The sequence below is a fragment of the Kribbella sp. NPDC051620 genome (assembly GCF_044453825.1).
Taxonomy (GTDB): Bacteria; Actinomycetota; Actinomycetes; order Propionibacteriales; family Kribbellaceae; genus Kribbella.
In genome coordinates this window covers 70,059-93,856 of the sequence record NZ_JBITDB010000004.1, presented here as the reverse complement: position 1 = coordinate 93,856, position 23,798 = coordinate 70,059, and the positions used below count along the sequence as shown (strand labels likewise).

Below are 23,798 nucleotides of genomic sequence, written 5' to 3'. Positions count from 1 at the left end.
ACGCTGCTGATCAGCGCGGATTCGGACTTCGCGCCCGCGGTGGCCGCGATCAAGCGGATGCGTCCCGGGCATCCGGTCATCCTCGGGATGCCTGCAGCAACATGCAGCCGCACAAGCGTTTCGTTGATGTGGGGTACTTCAATCTCAACGAGACCGCACTGCGGCATTCGCTGTTGGCGGAGGAGGTGTTCGATCCAGTCAGGAAGACGAGTTGGCGGCGGCCGGAGAAGTGGAGCTGAGCTTGGTGAGGGTCTTCACCAGGGCAGGGGTGGAGACGGGGGCGAAGAAGGCCTCGTCGACGGCTTCTACTGCGGTGATTGCCTTTTGGGCTAGTTTGATGCCGGCTGGGGTCGGAGCCAGCGTCTTCGCGCGGGCGTCGGTGGGGGAGGTCTGTCGAGTCAGGAGGCCTTTGGTTTCCAGGGTTTTCAGGACTTGGGAGGTCATTTTTATGTCGGTGCCGGCCTGGTGGGCCAGGGTTTGCTGGTTGGGGGTGTGACCCTCGTTGGTCAGCCACCAGGTGCAGGCCAGGAGGACGAACTGGACGTGGGTCAGGTCGAGGGGAGCCAGGGCTGTGGTGATGGCTCGTTGCCAGGTGTGGGTTACGTGCCAGAGGAGGAAGCCGGGGCTTTCGGCCGGGCCGCCTGGGTAGCGGGTCACCGGAGAGTGGCGGCGTGGGCGATCAGGGCCGTCATTGCTTCGGGGAAGTCTTCGGTGATCATCGGGCCGAACTGGTCGGCGTCGGGGGTACCGGTGATCTCCAGGCGGTGCACGATGCGGGTGGTGCCTTCGGCAGGGGTGGAGAGGGTGTGGCTGAAGCGCAGGGTGGCGCCGTTGAAGGTGGTTTCGTCGGCGTAGCGTTCGCCTTCGGTGATCTCGACGATGGTGGACTCGATCGGGTCCTGGCCGGCCGGCGTCATCCGGACCCGGCTGCCGACGGCGAACGGGCCGTCGAGTTCGATCGCCTCCATCGAGGTGTCCCAGGCGGTCCAGCCGTCGATGTCGGCCAGCGTCTGCCAGATCAGGTCGCGCGATACGGCGGTGTCGGCGGTGTGCTCGTGTACCCACATGGCGAAGCTCCTTCGGATTTAGTCTGCACGAAGACTATCTTCGCACGGACTAAATCTGCAAGAGGTCAGCCGCGCTGGCCGTCCAGGAGCTCTCGGAGGATGTCCAGGTGGCCCAGGTGGCGGGCGGTTTCCTCGATCATGTGGTTGAGGATGTAGCGGGTCGAGGCGGGGCCGCGCATGGGGAGAGCGGCCGTCTCCACGTCATCAAGGGTGAAGTCGGCGAGGATCTCGTTCGAGCGGGCGCACTCGGCGTCGTACTCGTCGAGCAGGTCGGGCAGACTCCGGTGGTCGACGAACATCTCCGCGTCGGGGTGGCCGCCTTCGGTGAACGGGGTCTGGCCGGTGTCGGGGGTACCGAGCAGGTTCTCGGTGAACCAGGAGTACTCGACCCAGCGCAGGTGCGAGACCAGGCCGGCCACGGTGGTGAGCGGCGAGGTCGGGAGCAGTTGACGATGCGCGTCGGCCTCGCTCAGGCCTTCACACTTCGGTCGTACCAGCGCCCGCTGCACGTCCAGCCAGCCGATGAGGCTCGCGCGCTCATCAGCGGTCCGGAGTGCGTTCACGGATTGCGCCAGTCGTAGCGGGTCGAGCCGTCGATGAGTTCGCGGATGATGTCGAGGTGGCCGACGTGGCGGGCCGTCTCCTCGATCATGTGGCACAGGATGTACCGCAGCGAGGCCGACTCGTCGTCGCCGGTGCCCTGTTCGAGCGCGTCGAGGGAGAGGTCGGCGATGGCTGCGTTCGACCGCGCGCATTCCTCGTCGTACTCATCGAGCAATTGGGCCAGTGGTACATCGTCGACGAACATCTCGGCGTCGGGATGACCGCCCTCGGTCCAGGGCGTCTGCCCGGTGTCCGGTACGCCGAGCAGGCTCAGCTGGAACCAGGCGTACTCGTTCCAGCGCAGGTGCGCCACCAACCCGGCCATCGTCATCAACGGCGAGGTGGACAGCATCACCCGATGCGCGTCGGCCTCGGTCAGGCCGTCGCACTTCATCCGGACGAAGGACCTCTGCAGGTCCAGCCAGCCGGTCAGTTGGGTCCGCTCGTCAGAGGTCAGCGGAGGACGCGTCGTTTGGGTCATTGCCGCTCAGAGTAGTGGCGGCGCCGTGGAGCGCCTATTGATTTAAAAGGCGCGCCTTGACCTCGTTCTTCAGGACCTTGCCGACCTTCGAGCGCGGCAGATCGGGCCAGACCACCACCTGTTTCGGCGCCTTGACGCTGCCGAGCTTGCTCTTCACGTAGTTGCGGACCTCCGACTCGGTCACCGTCAGCCCGGGGTGCAACTGCAGTACCGCGGTCACCCGCTCGCCCCACTTCTCGTCCGGTAGTCCGACGACCGCGCAGTCGCGAATCGCCGGGTACGTCATCAGCGCCTGCTCGACCTCCGCCGAGTACACGTTGAATCCGCCCGTGATGATCATGTCTTTCGCCCGATCCACTATGTAGAGGTAGTTGTCTTCGTCCAGGAACCCGATGTCCCCCGTGTGGTGCCACCCGTACTGCGAGGTAGCCGCGGTCCCCACCGCGTCCCGGTAGTAGCCGGCCATCACCAGCGAGCCCCGTACGACGATCTCGCCGCGTTCCCCGGTCCCCAGCAGCCGTCCGTCGTCCGCCATGATCGCCACCTGCGTCAGCGGCGACGGCCGTCCCGCCGAGGTGAACCGTTCGACCGCCGGCGAGCCGTCGGGACGGAAGTGGTCGGCCGGCGCCATCGTGGAGATCATCATCGGCGCCTCGCTCTGACCGAAGAGCTGCGCCATCACCGGCCCGATCCGGGTCAGCGCCTCTTCCAACCGGGCCGCGGACATCGGCGCGGCGCCGTACCAGAAGCACTGCAGGGACTCGAGATCCGTGGTGGACAAGGAAGGATGCGCCAGCACCATGTAGATCACGGTCGGCGGCAGGAAGGTGTGGGTGACCCGATGCCGCTCGATCAACGCCAGGAACTCGTCCAGGTCGGGCGACGGCATGATCACGATCTCGCCGCCGAGCGTCAGTACTGGGAAGCACAGTACTCCTGCCGCGTGGGTCAGCGGCGCCAGCGCCAGATAGACCGGCCGGCCATCGAAGGGATAGCTCATCAAGGTGATCGCCGACATCGTCTCGAGGTTGCGCTCGGTCAGCATCACCCCCTTCGGCCGCCCGGTCGTACCGCCGGTACCGACGAGCAGTGCCGTCTCGTCCATCGGCTCCAGCGACCACGGATCGGCCGGTACGTCCGCCAGCCACTCCGCCAAGCTCATTGCCCCGGGCAACGAATCGTCGAGGCAGATGACCGTGGTCAGTTTCGGCAGCTCGGGCAGCATCTTCTCCACCAGCGGGAGGAACGTACGCTGGAAGATCAGTGCGGAGCAGTCGAAGGCATCGAGCAGGTCACGGTTCTCGGCCGCCTCGTTGCGCGGGTTGATCGGGCACCAGATGGCGCCGGCCCGGGCGATGCCGAAGACGCAGGCGAACGAGATCGGGTTGTTGGCCGACAGGATCGCCACCTTGTCGCCGGGCAGCACGGTGGAGCGATGCAGGGCGCGGCCGACCTGCCAGGACAGTTGCTGCACCTCGGCGTAGCTGAGCGAAGTACCGGCCATCGTCAGGCAAGGGGCATCGGCTCCGAGCGATGCGCCCTTGTCGAGATAGTCGTACAGCCTCACGCGGAACTCCAGGTGGTACAGGTGCGGGGGGACCCCTTGGGGGGTGAGAGTGGGGCACCCCCGCACCCGGTCTCAGTGGTGGACGGTCAGTACAGGTTCGAGAACCAGCCCGAAGCTCCGCAGTACGCCGAGAAGCTCGCGGTGCCCGAAGGCCTGACAGGCTGAGGCGAGCCCGGCGCGCTTCGGCGGCTGCTGGAGGAGCGAATAGGCGGCGTACGCCTGCAGCACGCCCGTCTGCTTGTAGTTGCTGTTGCCATAGATGACGCAGTGCGCGCGACCGAGCGGACCGGACGCGTGAACGGAGTCGAGAGACGTGTTGATCCGCGGGTTCTCGCGCGGCGGCATGCTGGCCTGTACCGACGCGGCGACCTCGGCCAGGGCCGCGTCCTGCTGGTCGGCGGGCAGCGTCTTGATCTGCGACTCGACCATCTTCACCGCCTCGACGACGCCCTGCATCACGGTCCGGTCGAAGACGCCGCCGGCGACCTTCACGTTCGCCACGCGGGGATCGTTCTTGAACCAGACCGGATGGCTCGTGCCACCCCAGGGCAGGGCGAGTGCGGTCGCGTGCTGGCCTGGGACGTTGACCTCGGTCGTGGTGAGCGGGTCCCACTTCACCAGCTCGTTCTGCTCGAGATAGTGCCAGTCCGCCTTGAGGATGGTGAAGATGGTCTGGGTCGACGCGTAGGTCGGGAATCCCTTCCACAGCACCAGAATGTCGAGGGTGTCGAGGCCAGGGGTCTCCAGGCAGATGTTCGCGGCGATCTCGCCGGTCGTGTACATCTGAGCGACTCCCGGGGCGAGCAGCAGTCCTTCGGCGTTGAACTTGTCACCCCACCCGTTCTGCGCGTCCAGCAGCCAGTCCTGTTCACCGGTGGTGTCCAGGTAGTGGCAGCCGGCCGCGAGGCTTGCCTCGACGACCTCGGGCCCGTACTTCACGAACGGGCCGACCATGTTGCTGACCACCTTCGCACCGCGGAACAGGTCGGTCAGCGCGCTCACCTCGTGCTCGACCTCGACCACCTCGTGGTCGACGGTGTCGATGCCGGGGACCTTGTCGAGCACCTCCTGCACGCGCTTCTTGTCCCGGCCGGCCGCGATGAACGGCACGTTGAACTCACGCAGGTACTCGCAGACGAGCCGCCCGGTGTAGCCGGAGGCGCCGTAGACGACGACGGGTTTGGTCATCGTCACATCCCCATTCCGCCGTCGACCGGCAGGCCCGCGCCGGTGATGAACTTGGCCGCGTCCGAGGCCAGGAAGACGACCGCGTCGGCCATGTCGCCGACCTCGCCGAGCCGGCCCAGCGGGGTCAGCCCGATGACGTCACCGACCGCTGCTTCGGCCGACGGCCAGAGTCCGAGCGTCACCATGTCGGCCGCGAGCTTCATGCCCATCTCGGTCGGTACGAGGCCGGGATACACGCAGTTGACCCGTACGCCGTACCCGAGCTTGCCGGACTCCATCGCGGCCACCCGGGTCAACCGGTCGACCGCGGACTTGGTCGCGGAGTACCCGGAGATGCCGGGGAACGGGATCGTCGCCGCGACGCTGGAGATGTTGACCACCGAGCCACCAGTCCCGGCGGGTCCCTCCGGCCGCATCGCGCGGAAGGCGTGCTTCAGGCCCAGCGCCGTACCGAGGACGTTGATCTCGAGCATCTTGCGTACGTCGGCCGGGTCGAGGTCGATCACCAGGCCGGACAGCTCGACGCCGGCGTTGTTGACCAGGATGTCCAGACCGCCGAGCTCGGTGATGGTGGCGCTGATCGCCGCCTCCCAGTTCGCGTCGTCGGTGACGTCGAGCGGTACGAAGGCCGCGGTCGCGCCGGTGTCCTTGAGCGCGTCGGCGGTCGCCTTGCCGAGATCCTCCGCGATGTCGGCGATCACGACCGAGGCGCCGGCCGCCGCGAGAGCCTCGGCCATGCCGGCCCCGAGTCCGCGCGCACCCCCGGTCACCAAGGCTTTTCGTCCGGTCAGGTCGTACCCGCTCATAGCTCTCCCCTTCGGCCGGCTGCTTGACCCCTTCGGCCGCCCGACCACCGGTGAGGCGGCGATCGGGCGATGACCACAGCGTCACGGACTTCTGGACAGTCGTCAAGAGTTTCTTGGACAGCCGTCCAGAAATTCTGAACTCCGGGTTAAACTCGCAGGAACGAACCTCGGGAGGCTGACCGTGACCGACGTGTCGGACCGGATCTCGCGCCGCCAGGTGGACAAGTTCGCTGAGCGCCGTGCCCAGCTCGCCACCTCGGCGCTGCGCACCCTGTCCGAGCTCGGTTATGCCCGCACCAGCCTGCGGGAGATCGCCCAGAACTCCGACTTCTCGCACGGCGTCCTGCACTACTACTTCCGCGACAAGGTCGAGCTGATCATGTTCTGCGTGAAGCTCTACAAGGCCGAGTGCGTCACCCGGTACGACCAGATCGTCGCCACCGCCCAGTCGGCCGACCAGCTCCGGGCCGACTTCGCCCAGGCGCTGGCCGCCACCTGTGACGAGGACGGCACGATGCACCGCCTCTGGTACGACCTGCGCAACCAGGCGCTGTTCGAGGAGTCGTTCCGCGAGGACGTGCTGGAGATCGACAAGACGCTGGAGCTGATGATCTGGCGCATCGTCAGCACCTACGCCGACCTGAGCGGCAAGCCGATCACCGTCTCACCGGCCACCGCCTACGCCCAGTTCGACGGCCTCTTCCAGCAAGCCCTCCTCCGCCACCTCTCCGGCGACCCCAAGGCCCTCGACACCCTCAAAGACGGCGTCGACAAAACGCTGCCCAAGCTGCTGATCCCGTAGCCCGACTGCGTCTTTTCCCCGCGAGCGGCTCAGCGGTTGCGGTCGTCGCGGATGCGTTTGGCTTTGCCTAGGGAGCGTTCCAGGGCGTGGGGTGGGAGTACCTCGACGGATGCTGTGACGCCGACGCGATCTTTTACTCGGCGTGACAGGGTTGAGGCGGACGCGGCGTACGAGGACGTCGGGAGGTCGGGGGCCGCTTCTACCTGGACGGTTAGTTCGTCCAGGCGGTTGGGGCGGGTGAGGATGCAGAGGTAGTGGGGGGTCAGGCCGTCGACCAGGAGGAGTTGTTCCTCGATCTGGGTGGGGAAGACGTTGACGCCCCGGACGATCATCATGTCGTCGGTGCGGCCGGTGATCTTCTCCATTCGGCGCATGCCGGGGCGGGCCGTGCCGGGGAGTAGGCGGGTCAGGTCGCGGGTGCGATACCGGAGTACCGGGAAAGCCTGTTTGGTGAGGGTGGTGAAGACCAGCTCGCCGACCTCGCCGTCGGGCAGGGGCTCGCCGGTGACCGGGTCGATGATCTCGGGGTAGAAGTGGTCCTCCCAGATGTGCAGGCCGTCCTTGGTCTCGACGCACTCCTGCGCGACGCCCGGGCCCATCACCTCGGACAGGCCGTAGATGTCGACCGCGTGCATGCCCGTCTTGCTCTCCACCTCGGTGCGCATCTGCTCGGTCCACGGCTCCGCGCCGAAGATGCCGATCCGCAGCGAGGTCTCCTTCGGGTCGATGCCGCGGGCAACCATCTCGTCGACGATCGAGAGGAAGTACGACGGCGTCACCATGATGATCCGGGCGCCGAAGTCGCGGATCAGGTCGACCTGCCGCTCGGTCATCCCGCCGGAGACCGGTACGACGGTGCAGCCGAGCCGCTCGGCGCCGTAGTGGGCGCCGAGGCCACCGGTGAAGAGGCCGTAGCCGTAGGCGACATGGCAGACGTCGCCGGCCCGGCCGCCGGCCGCGCGGATCGAGCGGGCGATCAGGTTGGCCCAGTTGTCGATGTCGTCGCGGGTGTAGCCGACGACGGTCGGGCGGCCGGTCGTACCGGAGGAGGCATGCACGCGGACGACCTGCTCGCGTGGGACCGCGAACATGCCGAACGGGTAGTTGTCGCGCAGGTCCTGCTTGCCGGTGAAGGGCAGCCGGGAGAGGTCGGAGAAGTCCTGCAGGTCATCGGGTTTGAAGCCGACGCCATCGAGTGCGGCCCGGTAGTGCGGGACGTTCTCGTACGCCGCGCGCACGGTGGTCCGCAGGCGGGCCAACTGCCGCGACCTCAGTTCGTCGACGCCCAGCTTCTCGCCGTCGTCGAGAAGGTCGGCGGGACAAGCTTCACCAAGAAAACGCTCGGTCATGGACAGACCTTTCAGGGGCGGGCCAGCAGGGTCGCGATGCCCTGGCCGACTCCGATGCACATGGTGGAGAGCGCGTACCCTGCGTCGCGGTGGCGAAGCTCCAGGGCGGCGGTGAGGGCGAGACGCGCGCCGGACATGCCCAGGGGGTGGCCCAGGGCGATGGCGCCGCCGTTCGGATTCACGTGCTCCGCGTCGTCGGGCAGGCCGAGCTCACGCAGTACTGCGAGGGACTGGGCCGCGAAGGCCTCGTTGAGTTCGATCACGCCCACATCTGCCAGCGTGACACCGGCCTTGCCGAGCACCTTGCGGGTCGCCGGGACCGGACCGATGCCCATGATCCGCGGCGGCACACCGGCTGCCGCGGTACCGACGATCCGGGCCAGCGGCGTGACACCGAGCCGCTCGACCGCTTCGCCGCTCATCACCAGCAGCGCGGCGGCGCCGTCGTTGACGCCGGAGGCGTTGCCCGCGGTGACCGTGCCGGGGTCCCGGAACGGAGTCTTCAAGCCTGCCAGGGCGTCCAGCGACGTCTCGCGCGGGTGCTCGTCGACGTCGACAACGGTCACCGCGCCGCGCTTGCCCGGCACCTCGATGGCGACGATCTCCTCGGCGAGCCGGCCGTTGGCCTGCGCTTTCGCGGCCCGCTGCTGGCTGTGGAAGGCGAAGAGGTCCTGGTCCTCGCGGGAGATGGAGAAGTCGGCGGCGACGTTCTCCGCAGTCTCCGGCATCGAGTCGATCCCGTACTGCTTCTTCAGCACCGGGTTGACGAACCGCCAGCCGATCGTGGTGTCGAAGATCTCCGCCTGCCGGGAAAAAGCCGACGTCGCCTTGGGCATCACGAACGGCGCCCGCGACATCGACTCGACCCCACCGGCCAGCACGATTTCGTTGTCCCCAGCAACGATCGACCGAGCGGCGGCCGCGACCGCGTCCAGCCCGGAACCGCAGAGCCGGTTGATCGTCGAACCCGGCACGCTGTCCGGCAGCCCGGCCAGCAGCAGCGCCATCCGGGCGACGTTGCGGTTGTCCTCGCCGGCCTGGTTCGCGCAGCCGAGGAAGACGTCGTCGATCGTCGCGGGGTCCAGATTCGGGTGCCGCGCGAGCAGGCTTCTCAGCGCGTGGGCGGCCAGGTCGTCCGGGCGGACGGTGGCCAGCGCACCGCCGTACCGGCCGATCGGGGTGCGGACGCCGTCCACCAGGTAGGCCACGCGGGTCATGAATCCTCCTCGATGATGGTGCCGCTCAACTGACGACTCCGGCCGCGGAACTCGGCGATCACTTCGTAGCCTCGCCGGACCGTCACGTCGTAGACCCCGTTCTTCCCGTACTGCGTCCGCTCCCGCGCCTCGGCGACCAGCACCTCGCCGCGCCGGGCGGGAGCGATGAAGACGATGTCGCACGCCTGCGCCACGGTCACCAGATTGCGCGAGTTGCAGGCGAAAGCGAAGGCCGAGTCGGCCAGCGTGAAGATGAAACCGCCGTGCGCGATGCCGTGGCCGTTCACCATGTCGTCGCGGATCGTCATCTCGAGCTCCGCCGTGCCCGCGGAGACCGAGACCAGCCGCATGCCGAGACCAGCACTCGCGGAGTCATCGGCCCACATGGCGGCCGCGACCCGGCTCGCTAGTTCCTTGCCCATTCGGTCCACCCAGCGGTAGGGAGTGGTTGTGACACTCTAGCCCCGATCTGGTCATGGACTGTAACATCACTGTCATGACTACTGACTGGCTGGCTGCCCACCGCGAACGGCTCGACGGCGCGCTGACTGCGATCCGCAGTCGTGGCTACTACTCGGCGTTCCCGGAGTCGCCGAGCCCGCGGGTTTACGGCGAGACGGCGGCCGAGGACGGCAAGGCGGCTTTCGAGGCGCTGCGCGGTACTACGTACGCGCTCGAGACGCCTGGCGCCAGCGGCACGGTCAGCAGCGAGGAGTCGCCGTACGGCGTCGCGCTGGACGTCCAGTACCCGCGAACCGTCGAGGCCGGCCTCGACGAGCTGCTCGCGGCTGCCCAAAAGGGCCTGAGCGACTGGCGAAAGGGCGGGATCGACGGCCGGGTCGGCGTCACGCTGGAGATCCTCGACCGGCTGCACAAGCGGGTCTTCGAGCTGGCCAACGCGGTCCAGCACACCAGCGGTCAGGCGTTCGTGATGGCGTTCCAGGCCGGTGGCGCGCACGCGCTGGACCGGGCGCTGGAGGCGATCGCCTACGCGTACGAGGAGATGAGCCGGTACCCGGCGACCGCGATCTGGGAGAAGCCGGCCAAGGGCGACCCGATCCGGCTGGAGAAGAACTTCACCGTCACCGGGCGCGGCGTCGCGCTGGTGATCGGCTGCAACACCTTCCCGACCTGGAACTCCTGGCCGGGCCTGTTCGCCTCGCTCGTCACGGGCAATGCCGTGATCGTCAAGCCGCACCCGCTGGCCGTGCTGCCGCTCGCGATCACCGTCGAGGTCGCCCGTGAGGTGCTCGCCGAGGCCGGCTACGACCCCAACCTGGTCACGCTCGCCGCCGAGCATCCCGGTGACGGCCTGGCCAAGCCGCTCGCGCTGCGCCCCGAGGTCAAGCTGATCGACTTCACCGGTGGTACCGAGTTCGGCGACTGGCTGGAGCAGAACGCGACCCAGGCCGAGGTCTTCACCGAGAAGGCCGGCGTCAACGCGGTCATCATCGACTCGACCGACTCGTTCAAGGCGCTCTGCAACAACCTCGCCTTCACACTGTCGCTGTACTCCGGCCAGATGTGCACCACCACCCAGAACCTGTTCGTCCCCGCCGACGGCATCGAGACCGACGAGGGCCACAAGACGTTCGACGAGGTCGGCGCCGGCCTCGCGAACTCGATCAGCAAGCTGCTCGGCGACGACGCCCGCGCGGTCGAGCTGCTCGGCGGCATCGTCAACCAGGCCGTGGTCAACCGGCTCGAGCTCGCCCCGGAGTACGGCGACGTCGTACTGGAGTCCCGCGCGATCACCCACCCGGCGTACGCCGACGCGGTCGTCCGGACGCCGTTGCTGGTCGCTCTCGACGCCAAGAACGAGGACGTCTTCAGCCGCGAGTGCTTCGGCCCGGTGTCGTTCCTGGTCCGTACCAGCGGTACCGCCGAATCGATCGCGCTGTTCCGGCAGACGGTCGGCGACGGCGGCGCGATGACGGCCGGTGTCTACTCCACCGACGAGGCCGTGCTGGACGAGGTCCGTGAAGCCGCCCTCGACGTCGGGGTCGCGTTGTCGGAGAACCTGACCGGTCAGGTCTTCGTCAATCAATCGGCTGCTTTCAGCGACTTCCACGGCACCGGAGCGAACCCGGCCGCTAACGCCACGTACACGGACGGCGCTTACGTTGCGAGTCGCTTCCGCGTCATTCAGTCTAGGCGTCATGCCTGACGCCCTGGATTCCGAAACCCTGAAGGAAGCACTCGCGTACTACGACCGTTGGCTGGCGTTCAATCAGCGCTACCAGCGAATCCCCGGAGTCCAGGCCGCTGTGTACGCGGAGGATGCGGTCGCGTTCTCCGCGGCGTACGGGCACGCCGACCTCGAACAGGGTGTCGAGCTGACCGACCAGCATCTGTTCCGGATCGCATCGCACTCCAAGACCTTCACCGCGACCGCCCTGTTGCAACTGGCCGAGCAGGGCAAGCTGCGGCTGGACGACCTGGTCGCGACACACGTCACCGAGATCGTCGGTACGCCGTTGGGCAAGCGCACGATCCGGGACCTGGTCAGCCATGCCGGCGGGGTCACCCGGGACAGCGAGGAGGCCGACTTCTGGCAGCTCGCCGCGGCCTACCCGGATCGTGAGCAGTTGCTCCGGGTGGTCAAGGAGCCGGGCTCGGCGGTGCTCTCCGGCAACGACCGCTTCAAGTACTCCAACATCGGCTTCGGCCTGCTCGGTCTGGTGATCGAAGCAGTCACCGGGACGCCGTACAACGAGTTCGTGCGGACCGCGATCGTCGACAAGCTCGGCCTGACCGGGCTCGGCCCAGAACTGGATCCGGCCCGGCTGGGCGAGTATGCGATCGGCTACAGCTCGCTGGCGTACGCCGATCAACGGGTGCCGATCGACCACGTCGACACGGGTGCGCTGGCGTCCGCGACCGGCTTCTTCGGCAACGCGCGTGATCTGGTGAGCTACTGGTCCGCGCACCTGCCCGGCGACGAGCGGCTGCTGACCGACGCCTCCAAGCGCCAGATGCAGCACCCGTGGTGGAAGACGACGAGCACCGACTGGCCGAAGTACGGGCTGGGTCTGATGGTGTCGAAGGTGGGCGATCGGGAGCTGATCGGGCACAGCGGCGGTTTTCCGGGGCACATCAGCCTGTCGCTGGTCGACACCGAGCGCGGGCTCGCGGTGTCGGTCCTGACGAATGCGATCGACGGTCCGGCGCGACAGTTGACCGAGACTGCCTTCAAGCTGATCGAGCTGGCCTCGTCCGAGCCCCGGGAAGACGCTGCTGGGCTCGAACGCTTCACCGGGCGGTACGCCAATCTGTGGGGCGTGATGGATGTCGTCGTCCTCGGTGGGCGGCTGTACGCGATCGACCCCAGCACGCCCGACCCGGTCGTGGATCCGACGACTCTCGAGATGGAGGGGGACACGCTGCGCATCACCGGCGGCTCCGGCTACGGCGCCATCGGCGAGACGTACCGCTTCACGTTCACCCCCGACGGATCCGTGGAGTCGGTGCGTGGCTCGAGTGGCCTGAGCCGCCCGTTGGACGTCTTTTCTCTACCTGACCGAGTGCGGGTGAGTACCGTTCGGGCATGACCATTCACGGGGATCATCCGTTCCTGCCGCCGGAGTCGGAGCGGAGCCCGGTACGCCGGTTGCGCGGCCGGCTGCCGTCGCCGGTCGGGTTGTGGACGACTGCCCATGAGGGGAAACGGGCCGGGCTGACCGTCTCGTCGATGCTGGTCGCGGACGGCGATCCGGGCTACGTGATCGGCCTGATCGACCCGGACTCGGATCTCTGGGAAACGTTGCGCAAGGCAAGGACAGCCGTGGTCAGCCTGCTCGGCGGCCCGCACCAGCAGCTGGCCGACGCCTTCGGGTACGTCGCACCGGCGCCGGGCGGGCCGTTCCGGATGATCGACTGGACCGAGACGGAGTGGGGCCCGGCGCCGGTCGGGGTGAGCACCTGGGCGGGCTGCCGGCTCGTCACCCCGGACCCGCCCGAGGTCGGTTGGGCGCTGCAGGTGCAGCTCGAGATCGCTCACGTCGAGCTGGCGGCCGACGAGATCCCGCCGCTCGTGCACCGGCGAGGGCGGTACACCGCCTTCTGACGGCCGTGCTTAAGGTAAGGACATGCGAGCGACCACGATCCATGCGCCTTTCGACATCCGGTTGAGCGAGGTGCCGGATCCGGTGATCGAGAAGCCGACGGATGCCGTCGTCAAGATCGTTGCCGGCTGCATCTGCGGGTCGGACCTGTGGCCTTATCGGGGCGAGAACAAGATCACGCCGGGCAGCCGGATCGGGCACGAGTACGTCGGGATCGTCCAGGAGGTCGGCGCTGACGTGCGGACCGTGCGGCCCGGTGACTTCGTTGTCACTCCGTTCGTGGCCAGCGACGGCACCTGCCCCAACTGCCTGGCCGGGATGCAGTCGGCTTGTCAGAACCTGGTCGGGATCGGCAGCGACCAGGCCGACGGGGGTCAGGGCGAGTTCGCGAAGGTGCCGTGGGCGGACGGGACGCTGGTGGCGACTCCCGAGGTGCCGGATGATGCGCTGGTCCCGTCGTTGCTGACGTTGTCGGACGTGATGGGGACCGGCTGGCACGCGGCTCGGTCGGCGCGGGTAAAGGCCGGCGACACCGTGGTTGTGGTGGGTGATGGGGCTGTTGGGCTGTGCGGAGTACTGGCTGCTTCGCGGATGGGCGCTGAGCGGGTGGTAGCGCTTTCCCGGCACGAATCGAGGCAGGAAATCGCGCGGCAGTTCGGTGCGACGCACATCATCGCCGAGCGGGGAGATGACGCGAAGGCTGCCGTGCTGGAGCTGACCTCGGGCGTGGGGGCGGATGCCGTGCTCGAATGCGTCGGTACGGACCAGTCGTTCAGCACCGCCTTCGATGTGGCCAGGCCGGGCTCGACGGTCGGGTTCGTCGGCGTACCGCACGGGGTGGAGCTGCCGTTGCGGCGGATGTTCCGGACCAACGTGGGGCTGGCCGGAGGGATGGCTCCGGCGCGTCAGTACCTGCCGGAACTGATGGCCGACGTACTGTCGGGAGCGATCAATCCGGGGCTGGTCTTCGATTCCGAGTTGCCGCTGGAGGATGTGGCCGAGGGCTACAAGATGATGCATGAGCGACGGGCGATCAAGGTGCTGCTCAGGCCTTAGCGCGCAGTACCCCCTGACCGGGATGGTGGGGTGGGGCCGTAATACCTCAGCTTGCACTGGCCTTACAAGAGCGCTTTGTACGCGCTCTCACACCAGGTGTGCACGAGGGATCACGTCTGCGCAACGCGACTGCGCGGAGCGTTGACACCCGACCGGCCCCGTGCCCAGAGTTGGGGCCGTCAAGGGGGCATTCGTTGTCAAACAGCTCCCTGAGCTGATCGGAGAGTGGAAAAATGCGTGGTGGTTTGAGTAAGACCCTCGCGGTAGTGGGGACCGTGGGTCTTCTCGCGGTCAGTGCCTGCGGGAACAGTGACGACTCCGGTGGCAACGGAGGAGACGCGGCGGCCAACAAGGACGTGACCGTCTTCACCTGGTGGGCAGATGGTGGCGAGAAGGCCGGGCTCGACGGTCTGGTCTCGGTGTTCACCAAGGAGTGCTCGGACTACAAGTTCGTCAACTCCGCCGTCGCCGGTGGCGCGGGCTCGAACGCGAAGCAGGTGCTGGCGAACGACCTGCAGGCCAACAAGCCGCCGTCGACCTTCCAGGCGCACGCCGGCGCCGAGCTGGGCGACTACATCAAGAACGGCCAGGTCGACGACGTCAGCGGCCTCTACAAGGAGTTCGGCCTCGACAAGGCGTTCCCGCAGACCCTGCTGGACAACCTGACCGTCGACGGCAAGATCTACTCGGTGCCGGCCAACGTGCACCGCGCGAACGTCGTCTGGGCCAGCCCGACGGTGCTGAAGAAGGCGAACATCGACGCCAGCAAGGCGCCCGCCTCGGTCGACGCCTGGATCGCCGACATGGAGAAGCTGAAGGCGGCCGGGGTCAAGGCTCCGCTGGCCACCTCCAAGGGCTTCGCCGAAGAGATGGTGATGGAGGCCGTGCTGCTGGCCGAGCTCGGTCCGGAGAAGTTCACCGGGCTGTGGAACGGCAAGACCGACATGGCCGGCGCCGACGTCACCGCCGCGCTGGAGAAGTTCAAGAAGGTGCTCTCGTTCAGCAACGCCGACCGCGAGGCGATCGACTGGCCGGACGCGCTGCAGTACGTGAACAAGGGCCAGTCGGCCTACACGCTGATGGGTGACTGGGTCGCCGCGCAGCAACTGTCCGACAAGGTCCCGGACACCGCGTACACCTACTGGCCGTCGCCGGGAACCGCGGGCGACTTCCAGTTCCTCGCGGACTCGTTCACGCTGCCGACCGGTGGTCAGGACCCCGAGGGCGCGAAGTGCTGGCTGAAGACGGTCGGCAGCGCCGAGGGCCAGAAGGCGTTCAACACCAAGAAGGGCTCGATCCCGGCCCGCTCCGACGCGTCGCCGGCCGACTACCCGAAGTACCAGCAGTCCGCGATGGCTGACTGGAAGTCCAAGACGATCGTGCCGTCCTGCGCGCACGGCGCCGCCTGCACGCTGGGCCAGAACGACAGCATCCTGTCGGCGATGGGCCAGTTCAGCAGCGGTCTGGACGTCGGCACGCTGCAGAAGGCGCTCGTCGCCGCAGCCAAGCCGAGCTGATCGATCGGTGCCGTCCTCGCCGAACCTGACTGATCTCGACCTGACCGTTTTCGACCGGGAGTCCTGAGTCATGCACGGAAGAATCCGCACCTGGGGGCCAGGGGCGCTGGTGCTGCTGCCCACGGTGCTGTTGCTCGGGTACTTCGTCTACGGGCTGATCGCCTGGACCTTCAACACCTCGTTGACGGACAAGCACAACGCCCGGCCGGTCCCGACCAAACACGTCGGGTTCGAGAATTACGTCAACCTGTTCGGCGAGGACCGGTTCCTCAACTCGCTGAAGAACCTCGGCGTGCTCACGGTGGCGTTCATCGTGGGCACGCTGATCTTCGGCCTGCTCTGGGCGTTGCTGCTGGAGAAGGGGGTCACCGGCGAGGGCGTCTTCCGGTCGATCTTCCTGTTCCCGATGGCGATCTCGATGATCGCCTCCGGCGTCGTCTGGGGCTGGTTGCTGAACCCCTCGCAGGGTGATGACGCGCGCGGCCTGAACCGGCTGTTCGACATCCTGCACCTGAACTTCCTGGAGAATCCCTGGTGGACCGGCGGGAGCCGGTGGACCACGATGGCTTCCATCGCGTTACCGGCGGTCTGGCAGCTGTCCGGCTACATCATGGCGCTGTTCCTGGCCGGCTTCCGGGGCATCCCGGGCGAGCTGCGCGAGGCGGCCCGGGTGGACGGCGCCAGCGAGTTCAAGCTCTACCGGTACGTGCTGTTCCCGCAGTTGTCCCCGATCGCGCTGTCCGCGCTGATCATCCTGGGCCACATGTCGCTGAAGCTGTTCGACCTGATCTACGCGATCACCGGGCCGAATCAGTTCCGCACCGAGGTTCCCTCGATCTACATGTGGAACACCCTGCTCCGCAGTGACATGGCGAAGGCGGCCGCGATAGCGATTGTGCTGCTCGCCGTCGTCGCAGTCCTTGTCATCCCGTATGTCGCCTACACCGTTCGGCAGGAGAGCGAAGAATGACCGTCGTGGATGCGTCCGCCGCCACCGGCAAGGCGGCCGCGGCGATCAGCAAGAAGCCGCAGCGCAGCACCATCGCCGACGGCTCGACCCGTCGCAGCCGGACCGTCCGGTATATCCTCCTGCTCTTGTTTCTGCTCTTCGTCCTGACGCCGGTGTATGTCGTGATCATCACCAGCTTCAAGACCTCCAGCGACACCACCGCCGCCGCGCAGTGGTCGCTGCCGGAGACCTGGACGATCGAGCCCTGGAAGAAGGCCTGGGACGTCCTGCAGCCGTACATGGTCCGCTCGCTGTCGCTGGCCATCCCGGCCGCGATCATCGCGTCGCTGATCGGCTCGGCGAACGGCTTCGTGCTGGCCCGCTGGCGGTTCCCCGGCGCGAACCTGGTGTTCGCGTTCATCCTGTTCGGCATGTTCATCCCGTACCAGGCCGTGATGCTGCCGCTGCGGCAGACCTACCAGGACCTGGACGTCACCCGGGGTATCCCGACGCTGCTCATCACGCACGTCATCTACGGCATCCCGATCTGCACGCTGATCTTCCGCAACTACTACGCCACGGTGATCCCGACCGAGATCATCGAGTCGGCCCGGGTCGACGGCGCCGGCCTGGTCCAGACCTACATCCGGATCATCCTGCCGGTCTCGATCTCCGGCTTCGTGGTGACGCTGATCTGGCAGTTCACCTCGGTCTGGAACGACTTCCTGTTCGCGCTCTTCCTGACCCAGCAGAACAACGGCCCGGTCACCCTCGGCCTGGCGGCGCTCGCCGGTGGGCAGAAAGTGGACTACGCGGCTTCGATGGCGGGTGCCCTCATCACGTCGTTCCCGACGCTGCTCGTCTACATCCTGCTCGGCCGCTGGTTCATCGGCGGACTGATGGCGGGTGCGCTGAAGGGCTGATCTCCCCTACGGCTCGTGGCTTCGGTACTTCGTACTGGAGACACGGGCCGTAGGTGTGTCGTGACGGCGTGTCGACCGAGTTGTCCACAGGACGCGCGCACCGGCCTGCGGCAGACGGGCGGTCAGCGGTAATCTCGCCAGAGTGACAAAGTCACGAGGCCGGGACGGACGCGGCAGCCATTTGCGGCTGGTCGACTCCAGTTCAGGTCCGACCCCAGGGCAGCCGCCGGTGGGTGTCGTGGGAACAGACCTCGACACCACGCCGAGCGTCGCCGTGCTGGACACCCTGCAGGAGACGCTGCTGCTCGACCTGGCGGCGGCTCCACCTGCTCTTCATCCGGTCATTGCCGAGGCATCGGTCGCGCGGTCGGCGGCGCTGCTGGCCGACCAGCTGTGGCCCGCCGGGCAGCCTGACGAGATCGGTGAGGTCGAGCGGTTCTTCTGGGCCGATGCGGCCCGGGTGCTGGGGGAACGGCGCGACCCGGATTCCTTTGTCCTGTTGACGAGTCTGGCTCGTACCGTCGGACCGGCCGGGCGGCTTCCGTTGCAGCGCGCACACTTGTCGCGGGGGCGTACGCAGTACGACGTGCCGGACTGGGTGGCGCGGATCGCCGGGTTCCGGTTGACGAGCGCGATCGTGTCGGAAGATGTCACGGGCGATGGGCTGAGCGTCGTACTGGACTATGACGACGAGCAGCATCCGCACACGGTGGTCGTCTTCGTGGACAACAACCTCGGGGCGATCGCGAAGGATGTCTTCGTCGGGCCGCCGGTGGACCGGGTGGTCGAGGCGTACCAGCGCGGTGGGCGGGTGACCGTGCGGACGGTGCGGCCGGCGACCGCGGCCGGGATCATCTTGCAGGCGCTGGGGGAGACGCACGACTCCGACGATCCGCCGGTGACGGAGGACTTCGAGTTCTTCTCCGGGTTGCTGGTGAATCGGCTGACGCAGCTGCCGGAGCGGCCGGTGCGACCGCCGGTGCGGGCGCAGTTGTCCGGGCGGCAACGCGATCAGCTGGTGGACGAGTTCCTCGAATCGCCTTTCGCTGTTGGGCTGCCGGATGATGCGGCGGACATCGCGCGGCTGTGGATCGACCACGCGGTCGATCGGACGGTTGGCGGGCCGTTGCGGGTGAGCGCAGTACTGGTGGAGCTTTTCCTCTCCCACTGGCTGCCCCGCAAGGTGCTTGCCGACAGCACCTACTTTGCCGCTGTGCCGTTGGTGGTCAAGGCGTGGCTTGCTTTCGCAGGTGAGCGCACGTCCCTAGAGCTGGACGCGGTCGAGGAGGCCGTCGACGCCGTGGACGTCTGGAGCCCCGCCCTGGAGGCCGCCGCGCTGACAGACCCGATTCGCCCGCTCTCAGGCGAACGCGTCTTCCTGGACGACACCAGCGACGACCTGGAAGAGGCCTACCGCACGCTCGCCGGCCTGGGCGCGCCCCCACGTCCCGACCTCCGCGGCCTGGACAAATCCCAGGCAGCCACCCTCTCGGTCCTGGCCCCCCACGCCTGGCTGCTGGCCGGCGAAACCCTGGGCACCAACTACGCCGCCGAAGCCTTCGACATCGCCGAGCGCCTGGTCCGAGAAGCCCCCGACCTCCTCACCAAGGCCCGCCTCTCCACCTGGCCCCGAGCCATCGTCTGGCTCCAAGCCCACCGCCACCGCCTGGTAGGCCCCGGCGAACCGCTGACCCCCTTGGCCTTGGCCGCCGAACTCTCCTCCTCACCCCCCACCCTCCGCAAAACCGCCAAACTCCTCACCGACACCCTCATCCTCCCCCGCTAACCGAGCCAGCCAGCCGGTTGAAGAGCAAGAACAAGAGCAAAGAGCTGTGCGCCAGGTGGCCTGTGGTTGAGGCGGTGCCGCGCGCTGGCTTCGTCAGTGGTGGGACAAACGGGCGCGGTGGACGGGAGATGGGTGGGCTTATAGGTTGGAGGGACGTGACGCTGCTTGAGGAGGTGAGACCCATGAAGGCTGTGTTGAGGTGGGTGCTCCCCCTTGCCGTCACGGTTGGGCGATGAAGTAGGTCTCGCCGGGAGCGCTTCGACAACTTGGCGCTCCTGAAAGGCAATAACCATGTACTCTCCGCAGCTCGCCGCTGAGCCGTTGCTGAATGATTTCGATGTCGTTGTTGCCGGGTGTGGGCCTGCTGGGGCTGTGTTGGCTGGTGAGTTGCGGCTGCATGGTGTGCGGGTGGTTGTGGTGGAGAAGGAAACCGAGCCAGTGTCATTCGTTCGGCTGGTTGGGTTGCATGTCCGCTCTCTTGAGTTGATGGCGATGCGGGGGCTTCTGGATCGCCTGCTCGAGCACGGGAGGCGGCGGCCGGCGGGTGGGTTTTTTGCTGCCATCAACAAGCCTGCGCCGGTGGGGCTGGATACGGCGCATGCTTATTTGCTGGGGATATCGCAGCCGGTTGTTGTTCAGGTGCTGGAGGAGCATGCGGTTGAGGTGGGGGCGGAAGTACGGCGGGGTTGTGCGGTGGTGGGGTTTGAGCAGGATGACGACGGGGTGAGCGTCGAGTTGGCCGATGGGGAGCGGCTGCGGGCGCGGTATCTGGTGGGGTGTGACGGGGCGCGGAGCACGGTGCGGAAGCTGCTCGGGGTGGGGTTTCCGGGGGTGGCCTCGCGGAACGAGACGTTGATGGGTGAGCTGGAAGTGGGGGCGGCGGAGGAGATCGCCGGCAAGATGGCCGAGGTTCGCGAGACATACAGGACTTTCAATATTGCGGGGCCCTACGGCGGCGGGGTTTATCGCGTGGTGGTTCCTACCTGGGGAGTCAGCGAAGAGGGCGCGGGGCCGCCCAGCCTTGAGGACTTCAGGCGGCAGCTGAAGGTCATCGCGGGGACGGATTTCGGGGTGCATTCACCGCGGTGGTTGTCGCGGTTCGGCGATGCCACTCGGTTGGCCGAGCGGTATCGGGACGGGCGGGTGCTGCTGGCCGGCGATGCGGCGCACATCCATCCGCCTACCGGCGGCCAGGGACTCAATCTGGGAGTTCAGGACGCGTTCAACCTCGGATGGAAGCTGGCGGCGCAGGTTCGCGGGTGGGCGCCGGAGGGCCTGCTGGACACGTACGAAGCCGAACGCCATCCGGTTGCGGCGGATGTGCTCGACAACACCAGGGCTCAGATGGAGTTGCTGTCCCCTGAACCCGGACCGCAGGCCGTGCGCAGGTTGCTGACCGAGCTGATGGACTTCGATGAGGTGAACCGCTACCTGATCGAGAAGATCACCGCGATCGACATCCGGTACGACCTTGGCGAGGGCCCGGAGCTGGTTGGCCGTAGGCTGCGCGACCTCGACCTGAAACAGGGCCGCCTGTACGACCAACTACACAGCGGACGCGGGCTGCTACTGGACCGCACCGAGCGGCTGACCGTCGGCGGCTGGTCGGACCGGGTCGACCACCTCACGGATCCGGCCGCGCCACTCGACGCTCCCTGCGTTCTGCTCCGACCCGACGGCCACGTGGCCTGGGTCGGCGACAACCAGCAGAACCTGGACGCCCACCTCGCCCGTTGGTTCGGCAAGGGGCGTCAGGAGTAGGTGATGGGGGTGTGGTGGCGGAGGGAGTGTTGGGCCGCGCGCAGGTAGAGGGCTACGTAGAAGGCCGCGTCCAGGTCGTCGGCCCATGGGGCTGGGTGGGCGGCGGCGAGAGCTTTTGCGGGACCGTCCAGGAACCAGGCGGTCAGGGTCAGGTTGTGAGGGGCGGCGGGGACCTCGGTGGGCAGGGCGATTGCGTCGGCGAGTTTGCCGGCGATCGCCTGTACCTGCGGGGCTCCGGCGATCGTGGTCGACTCTGAGTACTGGGACTCGATCGGTAGCTGGATCGGCTTCTCCAGGGATACGGGGACCAGAAGCGTCCAATCGCACAGCAGCCCGAATTCATGGGTCGAGACGTGCTGTCCGCCGAGGCGGCTGAAGCTGTCCATGGGAGGGATCAGCTTCTCCTCGAAGGTGGTTGCCGCCGATCCGGGTCGGTACGCCGGTAAGCCCAACCGCTCGAGCTCGGTGTTCAGCGCCGTGGCGGTGTCGGCCCAGCCGCCCTCACCCTCGTCGAACCAGTCCTCGCCGCCGATACTGAAGAGGTACATGCCCACGGTCGCAAACTACCGCCCGGCGGGGTGACCGGTCCGTGGGCCCTCCGTGGGGCTGCTTGGGGTCCGGGCGGACAATGGGGGCATGCATGTGCGCGCGCCGGAGCTCAGGGGTCGGGGATGGTTGAATACCGGGGGGCGGGAGCTGAGGCTCGCGGACTTCCGGGGGCGGTTTCTGTTGTTGGATTTCTGGACCTTTTGTTGTGTCAACTGTCTTCATGTGCTGGATGAGTTGCGGCCGTTGGAAGACAAGTACGGGGATGCGTTGGTGATTGTGGGGGTGCATTCGCCGAAGTTCGCGCATGAGGGGGAAGAGGCCGCGGTCAAGGCCGCGGTGGAGCGGTATGAGGTGGGGCATCCGGTGCTGGACGATCCGGAGCTGGTGACTTGGGAGAACTACACGGCGCGGGCTTGGCCGACGTTGGTGTTGGTGGATCCCAATGGGTACATCGTCGCGCAGTACTCCGGGGAAGGGCACGAGCATGCGCTCGACGCCCAGTTGGCGGAGTTGATTGCTGAGCATGAGAAGGCGGGGACGCTGACTCGGGGGAAGTCGCCGTACGTGGCGCCGGTGGCCGAGGCTGGGGATTTGCGGTTCCCGGCGAAGGTCGTTGCCTTGGGCGACGGGTTCCTGGTGGCGGATGCCGGCAACCACAGCGTTGTCGAATTGGCTGCCGATGCGACGACCGTGGTCAGGAGGTTCGGTACGGGGAAGCGTGGGTTCGAGGACGGCGCCGAGGCTGCGTTCTCCGAGCCGAACGGCGTGACTGTCCTGCCGGCTGAGGTTGCCGCCGAGGTCGGGTACGACGTAGTGGTGGCCGACACCGTCAACCATGCGTTGCGGGGGATCAACCTCACGACCGGCGAAGTGAGCACGTTGGTTGCTACCGGCAAGCAATGGATGGACGGCGACGGTACCGGCGTACTGAGCTCGCCTTGGGATGTCGCCTGGTGGCAGGACAAGGTGTGGATCGCGATGGCCGGCGTCCATCAGCTCTGGACGTACGACCCCTTCAGCAAGACCACCGAGGTCGCTGCGGGAACCACCAACGAAGGACTGAAGGACGGCGCGCTCGAGCAGGCATGGTTCGCCCAGACGTCCGGGCTGGCCGCTGACGGAGACAAGCTCTGGCTGGCCGACTCGGAGATCTCCGCGCTGCGTTGGGTCCAAGGCGCCGAGGTCCACACCGCCGTCGGTACCGGTCTGTTCGACTTCGGGCTGCGGGATGGCAAGGCCGAGGAGGCGTTGCTGCAGCACCCGCTCGGTGTGACGGTATTGCCGGATGGGTCGATCGCGATCTCGGATACCTACAACGGCGCCGTACGCCGGTACGACCCGTCCAGCGGCCTGGTCGAGACGATGGCCACCGGACTCGCCGAGCCCAGCGGTGCCGTTGTCGCGGGCAACGAACTACTGGTGGTCGAGTCCGCTGCCCACCGCCTGACCCGGATCCCCCTCGGCGCCTCGGCGAAACCGGACGAGTTCAGCACCCGCACCCAGCGCCCACCGATGGAGATCGCGGCCGGCGAGGTCACCCTGGACGTGGTGTTCACCCCGCCGCCGGGCCAGAAGCTCGACGACCGCTACGGCCCGTCCACCCGGCTGCTCGTCTCATCGACGCCCGAAGCGCTGCTCAAGGAAGGCGCGGGCGACTCCACCGACCTGAAGCGCAGGCTCGTGATCGACGAGCGGGTCGGCGACGGCGTGCTGCACGTCGCAGTACAGGCGGCTTCTTGTGACGACTCAGCGGCGGTGGAGTTCCCGGCCTGTCACATGCATCGACAGGACTGGGGCGTGCCGATCCGGGTCACTGCCGACGGCAGCGCCCGGCTCGAGCTGGTGCTGTCCGGAGCCACTACTCCTTGATGTCGCGGTGGTGCTCCTCGACGACCCGGTACTCCTCTTCGACGGCCGGGTCGAGCGCGTCGGTGGGGACGCGGCGGCGCCGGTTCGTGATGTAGAAGGAGAGCACGATGCCGGCCAGCCCGGCGAGCATCAGGATGTAGCCGACCGCGGTCAGGTTGACGGCGTCCCACGAGTCGCGGACGGCGAACGAGAAGATCGCGCCTACCACCATCAGGAAGATCCCCACACCGATGCTCATGCCGAG

The 23,798-nt window shown here is 67.3% G+C and carries 23 protein-coding genes; 11 read left to right on the top strand and 12 right to left on the bottom strand.

Translation table 11 applies throughout. The annotated features are described in order from the left end of the window. Positions 1–198: 198 nt before the first annotated feature. The 7 genes from ACIA12_RS19380 to ACIA12_RS19350 form a co-directional block, all read right to left on the bottom strand. Positions 199–657: a MarR family winged helix-turn-helix transcriptional regulator gene (locus ACIA12_RS19380; protein WP_396368392.1), complete on the bottom strand. Its 459-nt coding sequence runs from the start codon at positions 655–657 to the stop codon at positions 199–201. Further along, positions 654–1,067 (bottom strand): SRPBCC family protein, encoded by a 414-nt coding sequence (locus ACIA12_RS19375; protein WP_396368391.1) that lies wholly within the window; start codon positions 1,065–1,067, stop codon positions 654–656. Before ACIA12_RS19375 ends, ACIA12_RS19380 begins: the two co-directional genes overlap by 4 nt. Before the next feature lie 65 nt (positions 1,068–1,132). After that, the gene (locus tag ACIA12_RS19370; RefSeq protein WP_396368390.1) at positions 1,133–1,630 is read right to left on the bottom strand and encodes a DinB family protein; all 498 of its coding nucleotides are present in this window, start codon (positions 1,628–1,630) and stop codon (positions 1,133–1,135) included. Further along, the gene (locus ACIA12_RS19365; RefSeq protein ID WP_396368389.1) at positions 1,627–2,151 is read right to left on the bottom strand and encodes a DinB family protein; all 525 of its coding nucleotides are present in this window, start codon (positions 2,149–2,151) and stop codon (positions 1,627–1,629) included. The genes ACIA12_RS19370 and ACIA12_RS19365 overlap by 4 nt, the downstream gene beginning before the upstream one ends. A gap of 34 nt (positions 2,152–2,185) precedes the next feature. Further along, complete coding sequence (locus tag ACIA12_RS19360) at positions 2,186–3,718, bottom strand: long-chain fatty acid--CoA ligase (protein ID WP_396368388.1); 1,533 nt, start codon at positions 3,716–3,718, stop codon at positions 2,186–2,188. Between the two features lie 72 nt (positions 3,719–3,790). Continuing rightward, positions 3,791–4,906 (bottom strand): DUF5938 domain-containing protein, encoded by a 1,116-nt coding sequence (locus tag ACIA12_RS19355; protein ID WP_396368387.1) that lies wholly within the window; start codon positions 4,904–4,906, stop codon positions 3,791–3,793. Between the two features lie 2 nt (positions 4,907–4,908). Then, the gene (locus ACIA12_RS19350; protein ID WP_396368386.1) at positions 4,909–5,712 is read right to left on the bottom strand and encodes an SDR family NAD(P)-dependent oxidoreductase; all 804 of its coding nucleotides are present in this window, start codon (positions 5,710–5,712) and stop codon (positions 4,909–4,911) included. Between the two features lie 181 nt (positions 5,713–5,893). Here ACIA12_RS19350 and ACIA12_RS19345 point away from each other — a divergent pair, with 181 nt between their 5' ends. Further along, positions 5,894–6,514 (top strand): TetR/AcrR family transcriptional regulator, encoded by a 621-nt coding sequence (locus ACIA12_RS19345; RefSeq protein ID WP_396368385.1) that lies wholly within the window; start codon positions 5,894–5,896, stop codon positions 6,512–6,514. Between the two features lie 29 nt (positions 6,515–6,543). Here ACIA12_RS19345 and paaK read toward each other — a convergent pair whose 3' ends face one another. Genes paaK through paaI form a run of 3 tightly spaced genes read right to left on the bottom strand, consistent with a single transcriptional unit; the run spans position 6,544 to position 9,502 of the window. Then, positions 6,544–7,863 (bottom strand): phenylacetate--CoA ligase PaaK, encoded by a 1,320-nt coding sequence (gene paaK, locus ACIA12_RS19340; RefSeq protein WP_396368384.1) that lies wholly within the window; start codon positions 7,861–7,863, stop codon positions 6,544–6,546. A gap of 11 nt (positions 7,864–7,874) precedes the next feature. Continuing rightward, positions 7,875–9,080: a 3-oxoadipyl-CoA thiolase gene (gene pcaF / locus ACIA12_RS19335; RefSeq protein ID WP_396368383.1), complete on the bottom strand. Its 1,206-nt coding sequence runs from the start codon at positions 9,078–9,080 to the stop codon at positions 7,875–7,877. Beyond that, entirely contained in the window at positions 9,077–9,502 is a 426-nt protein-coding gene (gene paaI / locus ACIA12_RS19330; RefSeq protein ID WP_396368382.1) for a hydroxyphenylacetyl-CoA thioesterase PaaI, read from the bottom strand. Before paaI ends, pcaF begins: the two co-directional genes overlap by 4 nt. Before the next feature lie 74 nt (positions 9,503–9,576). Here paaI and paaN point away from each other — a divergent pair, with 74 nt between their 5' ends. From paaN to rox, 9 genes are all read left to right on the top strand, one after another. Then, positions 9,577–11,247, top strand: a complete 1,671-nt coding sequence (gene paaN / locus ACIA12_RS19325) for a phenylacetic acid degradation protein PaaN (RefSeq protein ID WP_396368381.1) — start codon at positions 9,577–9,579, stop codon at positions 11,245–11,247. After that, positions 11,240–12,631, top strand: a complete 1,392-nt coding sequence (locus ACIA12_RS19320; protein WP_396368380.1) for a serine hydrolase — start codon at positions 11,240–11,242, stop codon at positions 12,629–12,631. Before paaN ends, ACIA12_RS19320 begins: the two co-directional genes overlap by 8 nt. Further along, the gene (locus ACIA12_RS19315; protein ID WP_396368379.1) at positions 12,628–13,146 is read left to right on the top strand and encodes a flavin reductase family protein; all 519 of its coding nucleotides are present in this window, start codon (positions 12,628–12,630) and stop codon (positions 13,144–13,146) included. Before ACIA12_RS19320 ends, ACIA12_RS19315 begins: the two co-directional genes overlap by 4 nt. A gap of 22 nt (positions 13,147–13,168) precedes the next feature. After that, positions 13,169–14,200, top strand: a complete 1,032-nt coding sequence (locus tag ACIA12_RS19310) for a zinc-dependent alcohol dehydrogenase family protein (RefSeq protein ID WP_396368378.1) — start codon at positions 13,169–13,171, stop codon at positions 14,198–14,200. Between the two features lie 233 nt (positions 14,201–14,433). Beyond that, on the top strand, positions 14,434–15,717 hold the full coding sequence (locus ACIA12_RS19305; protein WP_396368377.1) for an ABC transporter substrate-binding protein: 1,284 nt from the start codon (positions 14,434–14,436) through the stop codon (positions 15,715–15,717). Between the two features lie 70 nt (positions 15,718–15,787). Continuing rightward, positions 15,788–16,687, top strand: a complete 900-nt coding sequence (locus ACIA12_RS19300; protein WP_396368376.1) for a carbohydrate ABC transporter permease — start codon at positions 15,788–15,790, stop codon at positions 16,685–16,687. Then, entirely contained in the window at positions 16,684–17,589 is a 906-nt protein-coding gene (locus ACIA12_RS19295) for a carbohydrate ABC transporter permease (RefSeq protein ID WP_396368375.1), read from the top strand. The genes ACIA12_RS19300 and ACIA12_RS19295 overlap by 4 nt, the downstream gene beginning before the upstream one ends. Before the next feature lie 238 nt (positions 17,590–17,827). After that, the gene (locus tag ACIA12_RS19290) at positions 17,828–19,375 is read left to right on the top strand and encodes a hypothetical protein (protein ID WP_396368374.1); all 1,548 of its coding nucleotides are present in this window, start codon (positions 17,828–17,830) and stop codon (positions 19,373–19,375) included. A gap of 291 nt (positions 19,376–19,666) precedes the next feature. Further along, a complete protein-coding gene (rox, locus tag ACIA12_RS19285; RefSeq protein ID WP_396368373.1) occupies positions 19,667–21,136 on the top strand; it encodes a rifampin monooxygenase in 1,470 nt (489 codons plus the stop codon). On the opposite strand, the gene ACIA12_RS19280 is transcribed toward rox, so the two are convergent. Further along, positions 21,127–21,690: a hypothetical protein gene (locus ACIA12_RS19280; RefSeq protein ID WP_396368372.1), complete on the bottom strand. Its 564-nt coding sequence runs from the start codon at positions 21,688–21,690 to the stop codon at positions 21,127–21,129. The genes rox and ACIA12_RS19280 overlap by 10 nt on opposite strands. A gap of 82 nt (positions 21,691–21,772) precedes the next feature. On the opposite strand from ACIA12_RS19280, the gene ACIA12_RS19275 reads away from it, so the two are divergent. Continuing rightward, a complete protein-coding gene (locus ACIA12_RS19275; protein ID WP_396368371.1) occupies positions 21,773–23,554 on the top strand; it encodes an NHL domain-containing thioredoxin family protein in 1,782 nt (593 codons plus the stop codon). On the opposite strand, the gene ACIA12_RS19270 is transcribed toward ACIA12_RS19275, so the two are convergent. Then, positions 23,544–23,792, bottom strand: a complete 249-nt coding sequence (locus tag ACIA12_RS19270) for a DUF6458 family protein (protein ID WP_396368370.1) — start codon at positions 23,790–23,792, stop codon at positions 23,544–23,546. The two genes, ACIA12_RS19275 and ACIA12_RS19270, sit on opposite strands and share 11 nt — an antisense overlap. Between the last annotated feature and the right edge of the window lie 6 nt (positions 23,793–23,798).